We start from the raw sequence: 14,867 nt of genomic DNA, 5'->3' as shown, positions 1-14,867 counted from the left end.
TGCGTTTGCATCGGCCTGCGGGTTTCTGTATGATTCGCCGCCTTTGATACATTTTGATGTTATCAAAACCTAACTTTATCCACTACGCGTGGTGTCTGGCAAAACAGGGCTGGATAGCGACGCGGCCTTAACTGAGGTTTTCCCATGAAACAAGGTATCCACCCGAAATACGATTTCGTTACCATCACTTGCACCTGCGGTAACGTGATCAAAACCCGTTCTACTATGGGTCACGATCTGAACCTGGACGTGTGCAGCGCATGTCACCCGTTCTATACTGGTAAGCAACGTGACGTGGCTACCGGTGGTCGTGTTGACCGCTTCAACAAGCGTTTCAGCGTACCGGGCGCTAAGAAGTAATTACTGCCCGCACGACGAAAAAGGCGCCTTCAGGCGCCTTTTTGCATTTCTGGTTCCGGCATTTCTGCTTTTTTCCAGGTCTGGAAAAATCACCGCAACACGGCGGGCACCGGCCCACCGCCCCGCTTAATATTCCCAGGTATCGGGATCCACACCCATTTCGCGCATCATTACTTTCGCTTCTTCCGGGATCTCATCACTGCGTTCTTTGCGCAGGTCAGCATCATTCGGCAGCGGCTGGCCGGTAAAGGCATGAAGGAACGCCTCACACAACAGTTCGCTGTTGGTGGCATGGCGCAGGTTGTTCACCTGGCGACGTGTCCGTTCATCCGTCAGAATTTTGAGCACTTTCAGCGGGATAGACACCGTGATTTTTTTAACTTGCTCGCTTTTTTTACCGTGTTCAGCGTATGGGCTGACATATTCGCCGTTCCACTCAGCCATGGGACACCTTAAATTTGTCGGAAAAATATAAAATTCTAAAAACCGGCTGATTATGCCCGATCTTCACTGTTCTCACTAAACCAATCTTGATAAAAATCTCCGTTACCGGAGCAACCTCACTGACACGCCGTTGTAACCGGTCAACAGTCTTTCTCTCAGCCGCGCAACGGGGCTGCAACCTGCCTGACATGTTACTCACATTTGAAAACGCTATAATTTTAGCGGGTATTGTGGCTCTGCTCAATCTATACGCAAAGAAGTTTAGATGTCCAGATGTATTGACGTCTATTATCGATGCGATTAATCTTTAGGCCCTAACCCCCAGCATCCCGTCAGGGAGAGACCACATGACGCATAAGCAAGCAACCATCGCCGTACGCAGCGGCCTGAATGATGATGAGCAGTATGGCTGTGTTGTTCCCCCCATCCATTTGTCCAGCACGTATAACTTCACCGATTTCAACGAACCTCGCGCCCATGACTATTCACGCCGCGGCAACCCGTCGCGTGATGTGGTGCAGCGCGCGCTGGCGGATCTGGAGGGCGGTGCCGGTGCGGTGATGACCAGCAGCGGGATGTCAGCGATTCATCTGGTCTGTACCGTGTTCCTAAAACCCGGCGATCTGCTGGTGGCCCCGCATGATTGCTATGGCGGCAGCTACCGCCTGTTCGACAGCCTGAGCAAACGCGGCGCATACCATGTGCGGTTTGTCGACCAGGGTGACGCCGCCGCGCTGGCCGATGCGTTGCAGGAAAAACCTAAGCTGGTCCTGATTGAAACGCCGAGCAACCCGCTGTTGCGCGTGGTGGACATCGCCGCCATTTGTGAGGCCTCACGGGCGGCCGGTGCGGTCACTGTGGTGGACAACACCTTCCTCAGCCCGGCGCTGCAACAGCCGCTGGCACTGGGGGCGGACCTGGTGGTGCACTCCTGTACCAAATACCTGAACGGGCACTCTGACGTGGTGGCCGGTGCGGTGATCGCCAAAGACCCGGCGCTGGCGACAGAGCTGGCCTGGTGGGCGAATAACATCGGTGTGACCGGGGCGGCGTTTGACAGCTACCTGCTGCTGCGCGGCCTGCGCACACTGTCGCCGCGCATCAAGCAACAGCAGAGCAATGCCCAGGCGATTGTTGCGTATTTAGCGCAGCAGCCGCAGGTGAAAAAGCTGTATCATCCTTCCCTGCCGGACAATGCCGGCCATGAGATCGCCTGCCGCCAGCAGGCCGGTTTCGGCGCGATGCTGAGTTTTGAGCTGGACGGCGATGAACCGACCCTGCGCCGCTTCCTGAAAGCGCTGAAGCTGTTCACGCTGGCGGAGTCGCTGGGCGGGGTAGAGAGCCTGATTTCCCATACCGCGACCATGACCCACGCGGGCATGGCACCGGAAGCGCGTAAGGCAGCCGGGATTTCCGACAGCCTGTTGCGGGTTTCCGTGGGTCTGGAAGACAGTGAAGATTTGATTGCCGATCTGGAACAGGCTTTCCAGGCGGCGGCAACGAGGTAAGCATGAATGCAATTGCGGTAGCAGCGCCGGCGGGGAGCCGGCAGTTGCACAAATTTGGCGGCAGCAGTCTGGCCGATGTGAAGTGTTATCTGCGTGTCGCCGGGATCATGGCGGAGTACGGCAAGCCGGGCGACATGATGGTGGTGTCGGCGGCAGGCAGCACCACCAACCAGCTGATCAGCTGGCTGAAGCTGAGCCAGAGCGACCGCCTGTCGGCGCATCAGGTGCAGCAGACGTTGCGCCGTTACCAGAGCGAGCTGATCGCCGGGCTGTTACCGCCGGAACTGGCTGAGCCGCTGATTACCCAATTCATTCACGATCTGGAACGCCTGGCAGCGCTGCTGGATGCCCCGCTGACGGATGCGGTGTATGCCGAAGTGGTCGGCCACGGTGAGATCTGGTCTGCGCGCCTGATGGCGGCAGTGCTCAATAAACTCGACTATCAGGCTGCCTGGCTCGATGCGCGCGATTTCCTGCGTGCCGAGCGTGCGGCCCAGCCGCAAGTGGACGAAGGCCGCTCCTACCCGCTGTTGCAACAATTGCTGGCGCAGCACCCGCATAAATATCTGGTCGTCACCGGCTTTATCTCCCGCAACGATGCCGGGGAAACGGTGCTGCTCGGCCGTAACGGCAGTGACTACTCTGCCACCCAGATTGGCGCGCTGGCCGGTGTCAGCCGCGTCACCATCTGGAGCGACGTGGCCGGGGTTTACAGCGCTGACCCGCGCAAGGTGAAAGATGCCTGCCTGCTGCCGCTGCTGCGGCTGGATGAGGCCAGCGAGCTGGCCCGCCTGGCGGCACCGGTGCTGCACGCCCGCACATTGCAGCCGGTTTCCGGCAGCGATATCGATCTGCAATTGCGTTGCAGTTACCAGCCGGAACAGGGCTCAACGCGTATTGAGCGCGTGCTGGCCTCCGGTACCGGTGCGAAAATCGTCACCAGCCACGATGATATCTGCCTGATTGAGTTTACTATTCCGCCGCAGCATGACTTTGTGCTGGCACAGAAAGAGGTGGACCGGGTACTGAAGCGCGCCCAGATCCGGCCGCTGGCGACCGGTGTGCACCCTGACCGCAACCTGCTGCAACTCTGCTATACCGCTGAAGTCGCCGGCAGTGCCCTGCAGGCGCTGGAAGATGCCGGGCTGCCGGGCCAGCTTCACCTGCGTGAAAAGCTGGCGCTGGTGGCACTGGTGGGTGCCGGGGTATGCAAAAACCCACTGCACAGCCACCGCTTCTATCAGGAGCTGAAAGACCAGCCGGTAGAGTTCATCTGGCAGGCGGAAGACGGCATCAGCCTGGTGGCGGTGCTGCGTGTCGGCCCGACGGAACACCTGATCCAGGGCCTGCACCAGTCGCTGTTCCGCGCCGAGAAACGCATCGGCCTGATGCTGTTCGGCAAAGGCAATATTGGGTCGCGCTGGCTGGAGCTGTTCGCCCGCGAACAGAAAAACCTCTCGGCGCGCAGCGGCTTTGAGTTCGTGCTGGCCGGGGTGGTGGACAGCCGCCGCAGCCTGCTGAGCTATGACGGGCTGGACGCCAGCCGGGCGCTGGCTTTCTTTGACGACGAAGCCCGCGAACAGGATGAGGAGTCGCTGTTCCTGTGGATGCGCGCCCACCCGTTTGACGATTTGGTGGTGCTGGACGTGACCGCCAGCGAAAGCCTGGCGGAACAGTACCTGGATTTCGCCAGCTACGGTTTCCACGTCATCAGCGCCAACAAACTGGCCGGTGCCTCCGCCGGCGACAACTATCGCCAGATCCGTGACGCCTTCGCCAAAACCGGCAGCCACTGGCTCTATAACGCCACCGTCGGCGCGGGGTTGCCGGTCAACCACACGGTGCGTGACCTGCGTGACAGCGGCGATACCATCCTGGCGATCAGCGGCATCTTCTCCGGCACGCTCTCCTGGCTGTTCCTGCAATTTGACGGCACGGTGCCGTTCACCGAGCTGGTCGACCAGGCCTGGCAACAGGGGCTGACGGAGCCTGACCCGCGCGTGGATCTGGCAGGCCAGGATGTGATGCGCAAGCTGGTTATCCTGGCGCGTGAAGCGGGCTATGACATTGAGCCGAATCAGGTGCGGGTCGAGTCACTGGTGCCGGCCCACTGCATCCAGGGCAGCGTCGATCAATTCTTTGAAGACGGCGATGCGCTGAATGAGCAGATGGTGCAGCGCCTGGAAGCCGCCAACGAAATGGGGCTGGTGCTGCGTTATGTGGCGCGTTTCGATGCCAACGGCAAGGCGCGGGTCGGCGTGGAAGCGGTGCGCCCGGAGCATCCGCTGGCCGCGTTACTGCCGTGCGATAACGTCTTCGCCATTGAGAGCCGCTGGTACCGTGATAACCCGCTGGTGATCCGCGGGCCGGGCGCGGGGCGCGACGTCACCGCCGGGGCGATTCAGTCCGATCTTAACCGCCTGGCCCGCCTTCTCTAATCCTTTCAATGCCTTCTGCCGCCCCGGCAGAAGGCGTTTCCCGCCTGTTGCATTTCCTGCTTGAATTTTCTTCACTCTGGGTGAAGATTACTCACCGTTGGCAAAGAATATTCAGTTGACTCTTTGACCAATCTCCGTCATTTTCTATCCATACGTTTAGACGTCTAGACGCTTATCATGCTAAGCAAACCGGATGTCACAAGAAGAACAACGTTCGATAACTTGATGCAGTGACTGATGAGGTAGGGTATGAGTTTTTTCCACGCAAACCAGCGGGACGCGCTGAACCAGAGTCTGGCCGAACTGCATGGTCAGTTTAATGTCTCCTTTGAGTTCTTCCCGCCGCGTACCAGCGAAATGGAAGATACCCTGTGGCGCTCCATTGACCGCCTCAGCAGCCTGAAACCGAAATTTGTCTCCGTGACTTACGGTGCCAACTCCGGCGAACGTGACCGCACCCACAGCATCATTAAAGGCATCAAAGAGCGCACCGGGCTGGAAGCCGCCCCGCACCTGACCTGCATCGACGCCACGCGTGACGAACTGCGCCAGATTGCCCTCGATTACTGGCACAGCGGCATCCGCCATATCGTCGCGTTGCGCGGCGACCTGCCGCCGGAAAGCGGCAAGCCGGAGATGTACGCCACCGATTTGGTCGCGTTGCTGAAAGAGGTGGGTGACTTTGATATTTCAGTCGCTGCCTACCCGGAAGTGCACCCGGAAGCCAAAAGCGCGCAGTCTGACCTGATCAACCTGAAGCGTAAAATCGATGCCGGGGCCAACCGCGCCATCACCCAGTTCTTCTTTGATGTGGAGAGCTACCTGCGCTTCCGTGACCGCTGCGTAACCGCCGGGATTGACGTGGAAATCGTGCCGGGCATTCTGCCGGTTTCCAACTTCAAACAGTTGCAGCGTTTTGCCGCCCTGACCAACGTGCGGGTGCCGCAGTGGATGACCCACATGTTTGAAGGGCTGGATGACGACGCCGAAACGCGCAAGCTGGTCGGGGCGAATATTGCGATGGACATGGTGAAAATCCTGAGCCGGGAAGGGGTGAAAGATTTCCACTTCTACACCCTGAACCGGGCAGAGATGAGCTACGCCATCTGCCATACGCTGGGCGTGCGCCCCGGTGCCGTGGCCCCGGTTCACGCCTGATTTTCCCGCCCTCTGCCTGGCCGCCGGTGCGGCCTTTTTTAAGCCTTTTCCGCACTCACAACGATCACCATAAAAAAGGGCACCCGTGGGTGCCCTTGTGCTTGTCGTTGACGTCAGCCGGTGTTGCGCATCCCGGCGGCGACCCCGGCGATGGTGACCATCAGCGCCTGTTCCACCTGCGGGTCCGGCTCTTCCTGCTGGCGCGAACGGTGCAGCAATTCAGCCTGCAATACGTTCAGCGGGTCGGTGTAGACGTTACGCAGCGCAATGGATTCGGCAATCCACGGCAGATCGGCCATCAGGTGATCATCATTGGCGATCCGCAATACCACGTTAATGTCGCTGGCCAGCTGATCGCGCAGTTGTTTGCCCAGCGGCCACAGCGATTTATCCACCAGCCGCTGATCGTAATACTCGGCCAGCCACAGGTCGGCCTTGGCATACACCATCTCCAGCATCCCGATGCGGGTGGAGAAGAACGGCCAGTCGCGGCACATGGTTTCCAGCTCGTCCTGGTTCCCTTCTTCCACTGCTTTTTGCAGCGCGGCACCGGCACCCAGCCAGGCGGGCAGCATCAGGCGGTTCTGCGTCCAGGCGAAGATCCAGGGAATGGCGCGCAGCGACTCGACGCCGCCGTTGGGGCGACGTTTGGCCGGGCGGGAGCCCAGCGGCAGTTTGCCCAGCTCCAGCTCCGGCGTGGCAGCACGGAAGTAGGGCACGAAGTCCGGGTTTTCACGCACGTAGCCGCGGTACATGGTGCAGGAGACGTCAGAGAGCAGATCCATAATGCGGCGCCATTCCGGTTTCGGTTCCGGCGGCGGCAACAGGTTGGCTTCGAGGATCGCGCCGGTATAGAGCGCCAGGCTGCTGATGGTGACTTCCGGCAGGCCGAATTTGAAGCGGATCATCTCGCCCTGTTCGGTGACGCGCAGGCCGCCTTTCAGGCTGCCCGGCGGTTGTGACAGCAGCGCCGCATGGGCCGGTGCGCCCCCGCGGCCGATGGAGCCGCCGCGGCCGTGGAACAGCGTCAGCGCCACGCCGGATTTCTCGCAGGTTTTGATCAGCGCGTCCTGCGCACGGTACTGCGCCCAGGAAGCGGCCATCACACCCGCATCTTTCGCCGAGTCGGAATAGCCGATCATCACCATCTGCTTGCCCTGGATATAGCCGCGGTACCAGTCGATGTTCAGCAACTGGGTCATTACGCTGTCGGCGTTGTTCAGGTCATCCAGCGTTTCAAACAGCGGGGCAACCGGCATCGGGAACGGGCAGCCCGCCTCTTTCAGCAGCAGGTGCACCGCCAGCACGTCAGACGGCGTGCGCGCCATCGAGATCACGTAGGCGGCAATCGAGCCTTCCGGCGCTTCTGCGGCCACTTTGCAGGTGTCGAGCACCTCGCGGGTCTCTTCACTCGGTTCCCAGTTGCGCGGCACCAGCGGGCGCTTGGAGTTAAGCTCGCGGATCAGGAACGCCTGTTTGTCCGATTCTGACCAGCTTTCATAATCGCCCAGCCCCAGATAGCGGGTGATTTCAGCAATCGCCTCGGTGTGGCGGCTGCTCTCCTGGCGCAGGTCGATGCGCACCAGCGGCACGCCGAAACAGCGGATGCGGCGCAGGGTGTCGAGCAGCTGACCATTGGCGATGATGCCCATGCCGCAGGCCTGCAATGACTCATAACAGGCGTAGAGCGGCTCCCAGAGCTGCTCGTTCTGCACCAGCAGGTCATCCGGGCGCACGGCGTGCTCGCCTTTCAGTTTTGCTTCCAGCCAGGCCTGGGTTTTGGTCAGCTGGCTGCGTACCCCTTTGATGATTTCGCGGTACGGCTCCAGCACCTCATCGCCCCCGGCACGGGCGCGCAGTTCCGGCGTACAGTCGGACATCGACAGCTCAGAGACCAGCACCGCGATGTCACGCAGGAACAGATCAGTGGCTTTCCAACGGCTCAGCAGCAGGGCGCGGCGGGTGATTTCGGCAGTGACGTTCGGGTTGCCGTCGCGGTCGCCGCCCATCCAGGAGGTGAAGCGGATAGGCGTGGCGTCTACCGGCAGGCGGTAATCAATGGAATTTTCCAGTTGCTCATTAAGCTCACGCAGGAACGCGGGCACCCCTTCCCACAGGCTGTTTTCCACCACTGCAAAGCCCCATTTGGCTTCGTCAATCGGGGAGGGGCGATGCTTGCGGATCTCGTCGGTGTGCCAGGACTGGGCAATCAGCTGGCGCAGGCGGCGCATGATTTTATTGCGCTCGTAGTCGGCCAGATCGTTATGGTCGAGCTGGCTGAGGCAGGTGTTCACCTCCACCATTTTGTGGATCAGGGTGCGGCGGGTGATTTCCGTCGGGTGCGCGGTCAGTACCAGTTCAATCGAGAGATTATCCACCGAGTCACGCAGCTGGTCGTCTGTGACCTTGTTCTCTTTCAGGCGGGCGATCAGGTGCGCCAGCGCTTCCGGGTTGCTGGCCGCTTCGCCGTTCGGCGAGATGCTGTGGTACTGCTCGGCGGTATTGGTCAGGTTGAGGAACTGGCTGAACGCCCGAGCCACCGGCAACAGCTCCTCATTTGACAGGTTTTGCAGTGTGGAAAGCAGTTGCTGGCGGTGCGCCTCGTTACCGGCGCGGGAGGATTTGGATAACTTACGGATGGTTTCAACACGATCCAAAATGTGCTCGCCCAGTGTCTCCTTAATGGTTTCACCGAGCAGCTTGCCGAGCATACTGACATTACTTCGCATTGCAGAATATTGTTCGTTCATAGACCCTGACCTGTTTCTCTTGTGATTTTATGTTTTGTAAATAACTTTCACCCGAAAGGCATCGCTGCCCTGTTAATGCATCGTCTTACCGGCCTTACGGCCCTTCACTCTATATGTACCGCAAAAACGGCGATTTTCTTACTGCTAAAACCGCCTGAGCACTGAAATTTAATTACAGGCTGCCGCGTATCAGCCCGGCTAATCTGCCAACGCGGGATCTGCCGCCTCAGGCGTGGCAGAAATGATGCACCACCTGGGTGATCAGGGCGCGCGTCGGCTGGATAAACGCCATGTCCAGATATTCGTCCGGCTGGTGGGCCTGCTCAATCGAGCCGGGGCCAAGCACCAGCGTCGGGCAGAGCTGCTGAATAAACGGCGCTTCCGTACAGTAATTCACGATCTCGGTTTTGGTGCCGAGCAGTTTCTCCACCACCTGCACCAGATGATGATCCGCCGGGCACTCATAGCCGGGCACCGGCGGGTGCAGCTCCGTCACGGTCACGCGCCCCGGCCAGCGCTCGCTCACCGGGGCCAGCGCCAGGTTCAGCATCTCATTCAGGTCAGTCAGCGTCAGCCCCGGCAGCGGGCGGATATCCATATGCAATTCACAACAGGCGCAGATGCGGTTGGAGGCATCGCCGCCGTGGATGGCACCGAAGTTCATGGTCGGGTAAGGGATGACGAAACCGTCATGGTGGAAACGCTCTTTCAGGGAGTTGCGCAGGCCCATCAGTTGGGTGATCGACTCATGCATCAGCTCAATCGCGTTCACGCCGCGTGACGGGTCGCTGGAGTGGCCCGACTGGCCCTCGATGCGGATGGCATTCGACATATGGCCTTTATGCGCCCGCACCGGCTTTAGCGAGGTCGGCTCGCCGATGATGGCGCAGTCCGGCCGCAGCGTGGTGGAGCGCGCAAAATAGCTCGCCCCGGCCATGGACGTCTCTTCATCGGCGGTCGCCAGAATATAGAGCGGCTTATTCAGTTTGCTGAGGTCAATGTCACGCAGCGCATCAAGGATAAAGGCAAAGAAACCTTTCATGTCCGCCGTGCCCAGCCCATAGAGCCGGTTTTCATGCTCCGTCAGCGTAAAGGGGTCGCGCGTCCAGCGGCCGTCATCAAAGGGCACGGTGTCGGTATGCCCGGCCAGCAAGAGGCCGCCGCTGCCGCTGCCGATGCTGGCCAACATGTTGAATTTATTGCGGGTGCCCGGCACCGGCTGCATCTCGACCTCAAAGCCGAGATCGCGGAACCAGCCGGCGAGCAGAGTGATTAATCCTTCATTACTCTGGTCGAGTGCGCTGTCGGTGGCGCTGATGGATGGCGTGGCGATCAGCGCCCGGTATAGCTCAATAAAAGGAGGTAATTTCATCTTCACTGTTGACAGCCCTTAGTTAGGATAGTATCAATATTCATGCATTTATTTTGAATAAAAATACAGTAAGGCGGAGCAGAAAGGAACCGGCAGCGGCCCTGACGGAAAAATGAACTGCTCAGTCCCGTGGGTGAACGGCGAAGCATGCTGATGAGCCCGGTAACCTGTTACGCCTGACGCGTGCGTCAGTCATCCACTAAGAAGGTGAGCGGAACCCATGTTGAATACGCTGATAGTTGGAGCCAGCGGCTATGCCGGTGCGGAACTTGCGACCTACCTGAATCGCCACCCGCATATGAACATAACCGGTTTGATGGTTTCAGCGCAAAGTGCAGATGCAGGAAAACAGCTCGCCGAGCTGCATCCCCACCTGAAAGGGATTATCGATCTGCCGGTGCTGCCGCTGGAGAATGTGGCAGAGGCCGCCAAAGGCGTTGATGTGGTGTTCCTCGCGACGGCCCACGCCGTCAGCCACGATCTGGCCCCGCAATTCCTGGCGGCCGGGTGCGTGGTGTTTGACCTCTCCGGCGCGTTCCGGGTGCGTGACGCCGCCTTCTACACCGATTTCTACGGCTTTGAGCATCAGCACCCGGAATGGCTGGAGAAAGCCGTGTACGGGCTGGCCGAATGGCAGGCGGATGCCCTGGCCGACGCGCAACTGATCGCCGTGCCGGGCTGTTACCCGACGGCGGCCCAACTGGCGCTGAAGCCGCTGCTCGAGAACGGGTTGCTGAACCCTGCGCAGTGGCCGGTGATCAACGCCACCAGCGGTGTCAGCGGGGCCGGCCGGAAAGCCAGCCTGAAAAGCAGCGTGTGCGAAACCAGCCTTCAGCCTTACGGCATTTTTAACCATCGTCATCACCCTGAAATTGTCGCCCACCTGGGTACGCCGGTGATCTTCACCCCACATCTGGCGAATTTCCCGCGCGGCATTCTGGAAACCATCACCTGCCGCCTGAACGCAGGGGTGACGGCGCAGGATGTGGCGGAAGCGTTCCACAACGCCTACCACGACAAACCGCTGGTGCGGCTCTACCGTGAAGGTGTCCCGGCGCTGAAAGATGTGGTCGGCCTGCCGTTCTGTGACATCGGCTTTGCCGTGCAGGGCGAGCACCTGATTGTGGTCGCCACCGAGGACAACTTGCTGAAAGGGGCCTCAGCCCAGGCGGTGCAGTGCCTGAATTTGCGCTTCGGGTTCCCGGAAACCCAGTCGCTGCTGTAATTCTCCGGCGCGGCCGGAGGGCGGCGCCTAAACATTTGAGTCAAGATTTCAACAGGGTGAGGCGTGAACATGATGAATCCGTTAATTATCAAACTGGGTGGCGTGCTGCTCGACAGCGAAGAGGCGCTGGAGCGCCTGTTCGGCGCACTGGTGGCTTACCGCCAGGAACACCAGCGCCCGCTGATCATTGTGCATGGCGGCGGCTTCCTGGTGGACGAGCTGATGAGAAAGCTCTCCTTGCCGGTGGTGAAAAAGCACGGCTTGCGCGTCACGCCCGCTGACCAGATCGACATCATCACCGGGGCGCTGGCGGGCACCGCCAACAAAACCCTGCTGGCCTGGGCGATTAAAAACAACCTTAACGCCGTGGGCCTGAGCCTGGCTGACGGCAACACCGTGAACGTGGCGCAGTTTGATGAAGAGCTGGGCCACGTCGGCAAAGCCTCCCCCGGTTCCGCCGATTTGCTGAACACCCTGCTGGGTGCCGGTTACCTGCCGATCATCAGCTCCATCGGCATCACAGCCGGGGGCGCGCTGATGAACGTCAACGCAGACCAGGCCGCCACGGCGCTGGCAGAAACCCTGGGGGCAGACCTGATCCTGCTTTCTGACGTCAGCGGCATTCTGGACGGCAAAGGCCAGCGCATCGCGGAGATGACGGCTGAGAAAGCGGAACAACTGATCGCGCAGGGCATCATCACTGACGGCATGGTGGTGAAAGTCAACGCCGCGCTGGACGCCGCCCGCACCCTCGGCCGCCCGGTCGATATTGCCAGCTGGCGTAACGCAGAGAAATTACCTGCACTGTTTAACGGCGTGGCCATCGGCACACGCATCCTGGCGTAACGCCGGGTTTTTACTGAATTTACTGAATCTGTATCAAGGACATCATCATGCAAACTAAAGGCATCAAGAAAATCGTTCTGGCTTACTCCGGCGGTCTGGACACCTCAGCCATCATTCCGTGGCTGAAAGAGAACTATGACTGCGAAGTGGTGGCTTTCGTCGCTGATATCGGCCAGGAGCGCAGCGATCTGGAAGGGATTGAGCAGAAAGCGCTGCGTACCGGTGCGTCTGAGTGCCATGTGGTTGACCTGCGTGAAGAATTCATCAAAGACTACGTGTACCCGGTGCTGCAAACCGGTGCGCTGTACGAAGGCAGCTACCTGCTGGGTACCTCGATGGCGCGCCCGCTGATTGCGAAAGCACAGGTGGAACTGGCGCTGAAAGTGGGGGCGGATGCCCTGTGCCACGGCGCAACCGGCAAAGGCAACGATCAGGTGCGTTTCGAAACCACCTACACTGCCCTGGCCCCGGAGCTGAAAGTGGTGGCACCGTGGCGTGAGTGGGACCTGCGTTCCCGTGAGGCGCTGCTGGCTTACCTGAAAGAGCGTGATATCCCGACCACGGCGTCGCTGGAGAAGATCTACAGCCGTGATGAAAACGCCTGGCACATCTCCACCGAAGGTGGCGTGCTGGAAAGCCCGTGGAATGCCGCGAACAATGATTGCTGGGCCTGGACGGTTGACCCGGAAGAGGCCCCCAACGAGGCCGAGCTGGTGACGGTCACGGTGGAAAAAGGCCGGGTGGTTGCGGTCAACGGCGAGGCGCTCAGCCCGTACCAGTGCCTGGAAGCGCTGAACAAACTGGGTGTGAAACATGGCGTCGGCCGGATCGACATCGTGGAAAACCGTCTGGTAGGGATTAAATCCCGCGGCTGCTACGAAACCCCAGGGGGCACCATCATGATGGCGGCACTGCGTGGCGTAGAACAGCTGGTGCTGGACCGTGACAGCTTCAAATGGCGTGAGCAACTGGGCCACGAGATGTCCTACGTGGTGTATGACGGCCGCTGGTTCGCCCCGCTGCGCCAGTCCATCCAGGCGGCGGCAGAAGCGCTGGCCGAAGAGGTGAACGGTGAAGTGGTGGTGAAACTCTACAAAGGCACCGCCACCGCGATCCAGAAAAAATCTGCCAACAGCCTCTACTCAGAAGAGTTCGCGACCTTTGGTGAAGATGAAGTATATGACCACAGCCACGCCGGCGGCTTCATCCGCCTGTTCTCGCTCTCTTCCCGCATCCGTGCGCTGAACGCGAAAAAGCAGTAATCGCCACGGGCCGCCCGGCGGCCCGGACAGGCACCCATTCTTATCAGGGCGCGGCAGTGCGCCCTGTCAGCTACAGCATTTATCAGAAGGACGCACACTATGGCACTTTGGGGCGGGCGTTTTACCCAGGCAGCAGACCAACGTTTCAAACAACTCAATGACTCCCTGCGTTTCGATTACCGGCTGGCCGAACAGGATATCGTCGGCTCCGTCGCCTGGTCGAAGGCACTGGTCACGGTCAATGTGCTGACGCAGGACGAGCAGCAGCGACTGGAGGAAGCGCTGATGTTTCTGCTGGACGAGGTGCGCGCCGACCCGGAGGCCATTGTCGAAAGCGATGCGGAAGACATCCATAGCTGGGTGGAGCAGAAGCTGATCGATAAAGTGGGCGACCTCGGCAAGAAACTGCATACCGGCCGCAGCCGTAACGATCAGGTCGCGACTGACCTGAAACTGTGGTGCAAGGAGCAGGTCGCGGAATTGCTGTTGTCGCTGAAAAACCTGCAACAGGCGCTGGTGGCGACCGCCGAGGCCAACCAGGATGCGGTGATGCCGGGGTATACCCACCTGCAACGTGCGCAGCCGGTGACCTTTGCCCACTGGTGCATGGCCTATGTCGAGATGCTGGCGCGGGATGAAAGCCGCCTGCGTGACACCCTGACGCGGCTGGACGTCAGCCCGCTGGGCTGTGGCGCGCTGGCCGGTACCGCCTACCCGATTGACCGGGAGCAACTGGCGGGCTGGCTCGGTTTCGCCTCTGCGACCCGTAATAGCCTGGACAGCGTCTCCGACCGTGACCATGTGCTCGAGCTGCTGTCGAATGCGGCCATCAGCATGGTGCACCTGTCACGCTTTGCCGAAGACCTGATCTTCTTCAACACCGGCGAAGCGGGTTTTGTGGAGCTGTCTGACCGCGTGACCTCGGGTTCGTCGCTGATGCCGCAAAAGAAAAACCCCGATGCGCTGGAGCTGATCCGCGGCAAGAGCGGCCGGGTACAAGGCGCGCTGACCGGCATGATGATGACCATGAAAGGGCTGCCGCTGGCCTATAACAAGGACATCCAGGAAGATAAAGAAGGGCTGTTTGACGCGCTGGAAACCTGGTTCGACTGCCTGAACATGGCGGCGCTGGTACTGGACGGCATCAAAGTGAAACGCGCCCGTACGCAGGAAGCGGCGGAGCAGGGCTACGCCAATGCCACGGAGCTGGCGGATTATCTGGTGGCAAAAGGTATCCCGTTCCGCGAAGCGCACCACATTGTCGGCGCGGCGGTGGTGGAGGCCATCTCTCAGGGCGTCGCGCTGGAAGCGTTGCCGCTGGCGACGTTGCAGACGTTCAGCAGCGTGATCGGCGATGATGTCTACCCGATCCTGTCACTGCAATCCTGCCTGGATAAACGTGACGCCAAAGGCGGGGTGTCGCCGCATCAGGTGGCAAATGCCATCACTGAGGCGAAACAGCGGTTGGCCTAAGCTGCACCCGAAGAAAGCGTAAAAAAAAGGT

Annotated in this window: 11 protein-coding genes; 8 read left to right on the top strand and 3 right to left on the bottom strand. The window is 60.1% G+C overall.

Annotated features, from left to right (window positions below; translation table 11 throughout):
* The first annotated feature begins 144 nt into the window (after positions 1-144).
* Entirely contained in the window at positions 145-360 is a 216-nt protein-coding gene (gene rpmE, locus CYR52_RS17110; protein ID WP_072931606.1) for a 50S ribosomal protein L31, read from the top strand.
* Between the two features lie 126 nt (positions 361-486).
* On the opposite strand, the gene metJ is transcribed toward rpmE, so the two are convergent.
* The gene (gene metJ, locus CYR52_RS17105; RefSeq protein ID WP_072931608.1) at positions 487-804 is read right to left on the bottom strand and encodes a met regulon transcriptional regulator MetJ; all 318 of its coding nucleotides are present in this window, start codon (positions 802-804) and stop codon (positions 487-489) included.
* A gap of 347 nt (positions 805-1,151) precedes the next feature.
* On the opposite strand from metJ, the gene metB reads away from it, so the two are divergent.
* The 3 genes from metB to metF all read left to right on the top strand — a co-directional run bounded on the left by metB (position 1,152) and on the right by metF (position 5,908).
* The gene (metB, locus tag CYR52_RS17100; protein ID WP_101829029.1) at positions 1,152-2,312 is read left to right on the top strand and encodes a cystathionine gamma-synthase; all 1,161 of its coding nucleotides are present in this window, start codon (positions 1,152-1,154) and stop codon (positions 2,310-2,312) included.
* Between the two features lie 2 nt (positions 2,313-2,314).
* A complete protein-coding gene (locus CYR52_RS17095; protein WP_072931612.1) occupies positions 2,315-4,750 on the top strand; it encodes a bifunctional aspartate kinase/homoserine dehydrogenase II in 2,436 nt (811 codons plus the stop codon).
* A gap of 249 nt (positions 4,751-4,999) precedes the next feature.
* Entirely contained in the window at positions 5,000-5,908 is a 909-nt protein-coding gene (gene metF, locus CYR52_RS17090; RefSeq protein WP_072931614.1) for a methylenetetrahydrofolate reductase, read from the top strand.
* A gap of 113 nt (positions 5,909-6,021) precedes the next feature.
* Here metF and ppc read toward each other — a convergent pair whose 3' ends face one another.
* Together ppc and argE are read right to left on the bottom strand one after the other, a co-directional pair.
* Positions 6,022-8,658 carry a phosphoenolpyruvate carboxylase gene (ppc, locus tag CYR52_RS17085; RefSeq protein WP_072931616.1) on the bottom strand — a complete coding sequence of 879 codons (2,637 nt, stop codon included), beginning with the start codon at positions 8,656-8,658 and terminating at the stop codon, positions 6,022-6,024.
* 226 nt (positions 8,659-8,884) lie between these two features.
* Positions 8,885-10,036, bottom strand: coding sequence for an acetylornithine deacetylase (gene argE / locus CYR52_RS17080; RefSeq protein WP_072931618.1), 1,152 nt, complete (start codon positions 10,034-10,036; stop codon positions 8,885-8,887).
* Between the two features lie 214 nt (positions 10,037-10,250).
* Here argE and argC point away from each other — a divergent pair, with 214 nt between their 5' ends.
* From argC to argH, 4 genes are all read left to right on the top strand, one after another.
* On the top strand, positions 10,251-11,255 hold the full coding sequence (gene argC / locus CYR52_RS17075; protein ID WP_072931620.1) for an N-acetyl-gamma-glutamyl-phosphate reductase: 1,005 nt from the start codon (positions 10,251-10,253) through the stop codon (positions 11,253-11,255).
* A gap of 72 nt (positions 11,256-11,327) precedes the next feature.
* Positions 11,328-12,101, top strand: a complete 774-nt coding sequence (argB, locus tag CYR52_RS17070; protein WP_072931653.1) for an acetylglutamate kinase — start codon at positions 11,328-11,330, stop codon at positions 12,099-12,101.
* A 47-nt stretch (positions 12,102-12,148) separates the two neighbouring features.
* Positions 12,149-13,363: an argininosuccinate synthase gene (locus tag CYR52_RS17065; protein WP_101829028.1), complete on the top strand. Its 1,215-nt coding sequence runs from the start codon at positions 12,149-12,151 to the stop codon at positions 13,361-13,363.
* 99 nt (positions 13,364-13,462) lie between these two features.
* Complete coding sequence (gene argH, locus CYR52_RS17060) at positions 13,463-14,836, top strand: argininosuccinate lyase (protein ID WP_072931624.1); 1,374 nt, start codon at positions 13,463-13,465, stop codon at positions 14,834-14,836.
* Positions 14,837-14,867: the final 31 nt, after the last annotated feature.

Source organism: Chimaeribacter arupi (genome assembly GCF_002858805.1).
In the GTDB taxonomy this organism is placed as follows: domain Bacteria; phylum Pseudomonadota; class Gammaproteobacteria; order Enterobacterales; family Enterobacteriaceae; genus Chimaeribacter; species Chimaeribacter arupi.
The sequence above is the reverse complement of the archived record's forward strand: the minus strand, read 5'-3'. Positions and strand labels throughout refer to the sequence as shown.

Bases quoted from the DNA above. Each gene is read 5' to 3' on its own strand.
- metJ (WP_072931608.1), bottom strand. From the start codon at position 804: ATGGCTGAGTGGAACGGCGAATATGTCAGCCCATACGCTGAACACGGT.
- argH (WP_072931624.1), top strand. From the start codon at position 13,463: ATGGCACTTTGGGGCGGGCGTTTTACCCAGGCAGCAGACCAACGTTTC.
- CYR52_RS17095 (WP_072931612.1), top strand. From the start codon at position 2,315: ATGAATGCAATTGCGGTAGCAGCGCCGGCGGGGAGCCGGCAGTTGCAC.
- metB (WP_101829029.1), top strand. From the start codon at position 1,152: ATGACGCATAAGCAAGCAACCATCGCCGTACGCAGCGGCCTGAATGAT.
- CYR52_RS17065 (WP_101829028.1), top strand. From the start codon at position 12,149: ATGCAAACTAAAGGCATCAAGAAAATCGTTCTGGCTTACTCCGGCGGT.
- argB (WP_072931653.1), top strand. From the start codon at position 11,328: ATGAATCCGTTAATTATCAAACTGGGTGGCGTGCTGCTCGACAGCGAA.
- argC (WP_072931620.1), top strand. From the start codon at position 10,251: ATGTTGAATACGCTGATAGTTGGAGCCAGCGGCTATGCCGGTGCGGAA.
- metF (WP_072931614.1), top strand. From the start codon at position 5,000: ATGAGTTTTTTCCACGCAAACCAGCGGGACGCGCTGAACCAGAGTCTG.
- ppc (WP_072931616.1), bottom strand. From the start codon at position 8,658: ATGAACGAACAATATTCTGCAATGCGAAGTAATGTCAGTATGCTCGGC.
- rpmE (WP_072931606.1), top strand. From the start codon at position 145: ATGAAACAAGGTATCCACCCGAAATACGATTTCGTTACCATCACTTGC.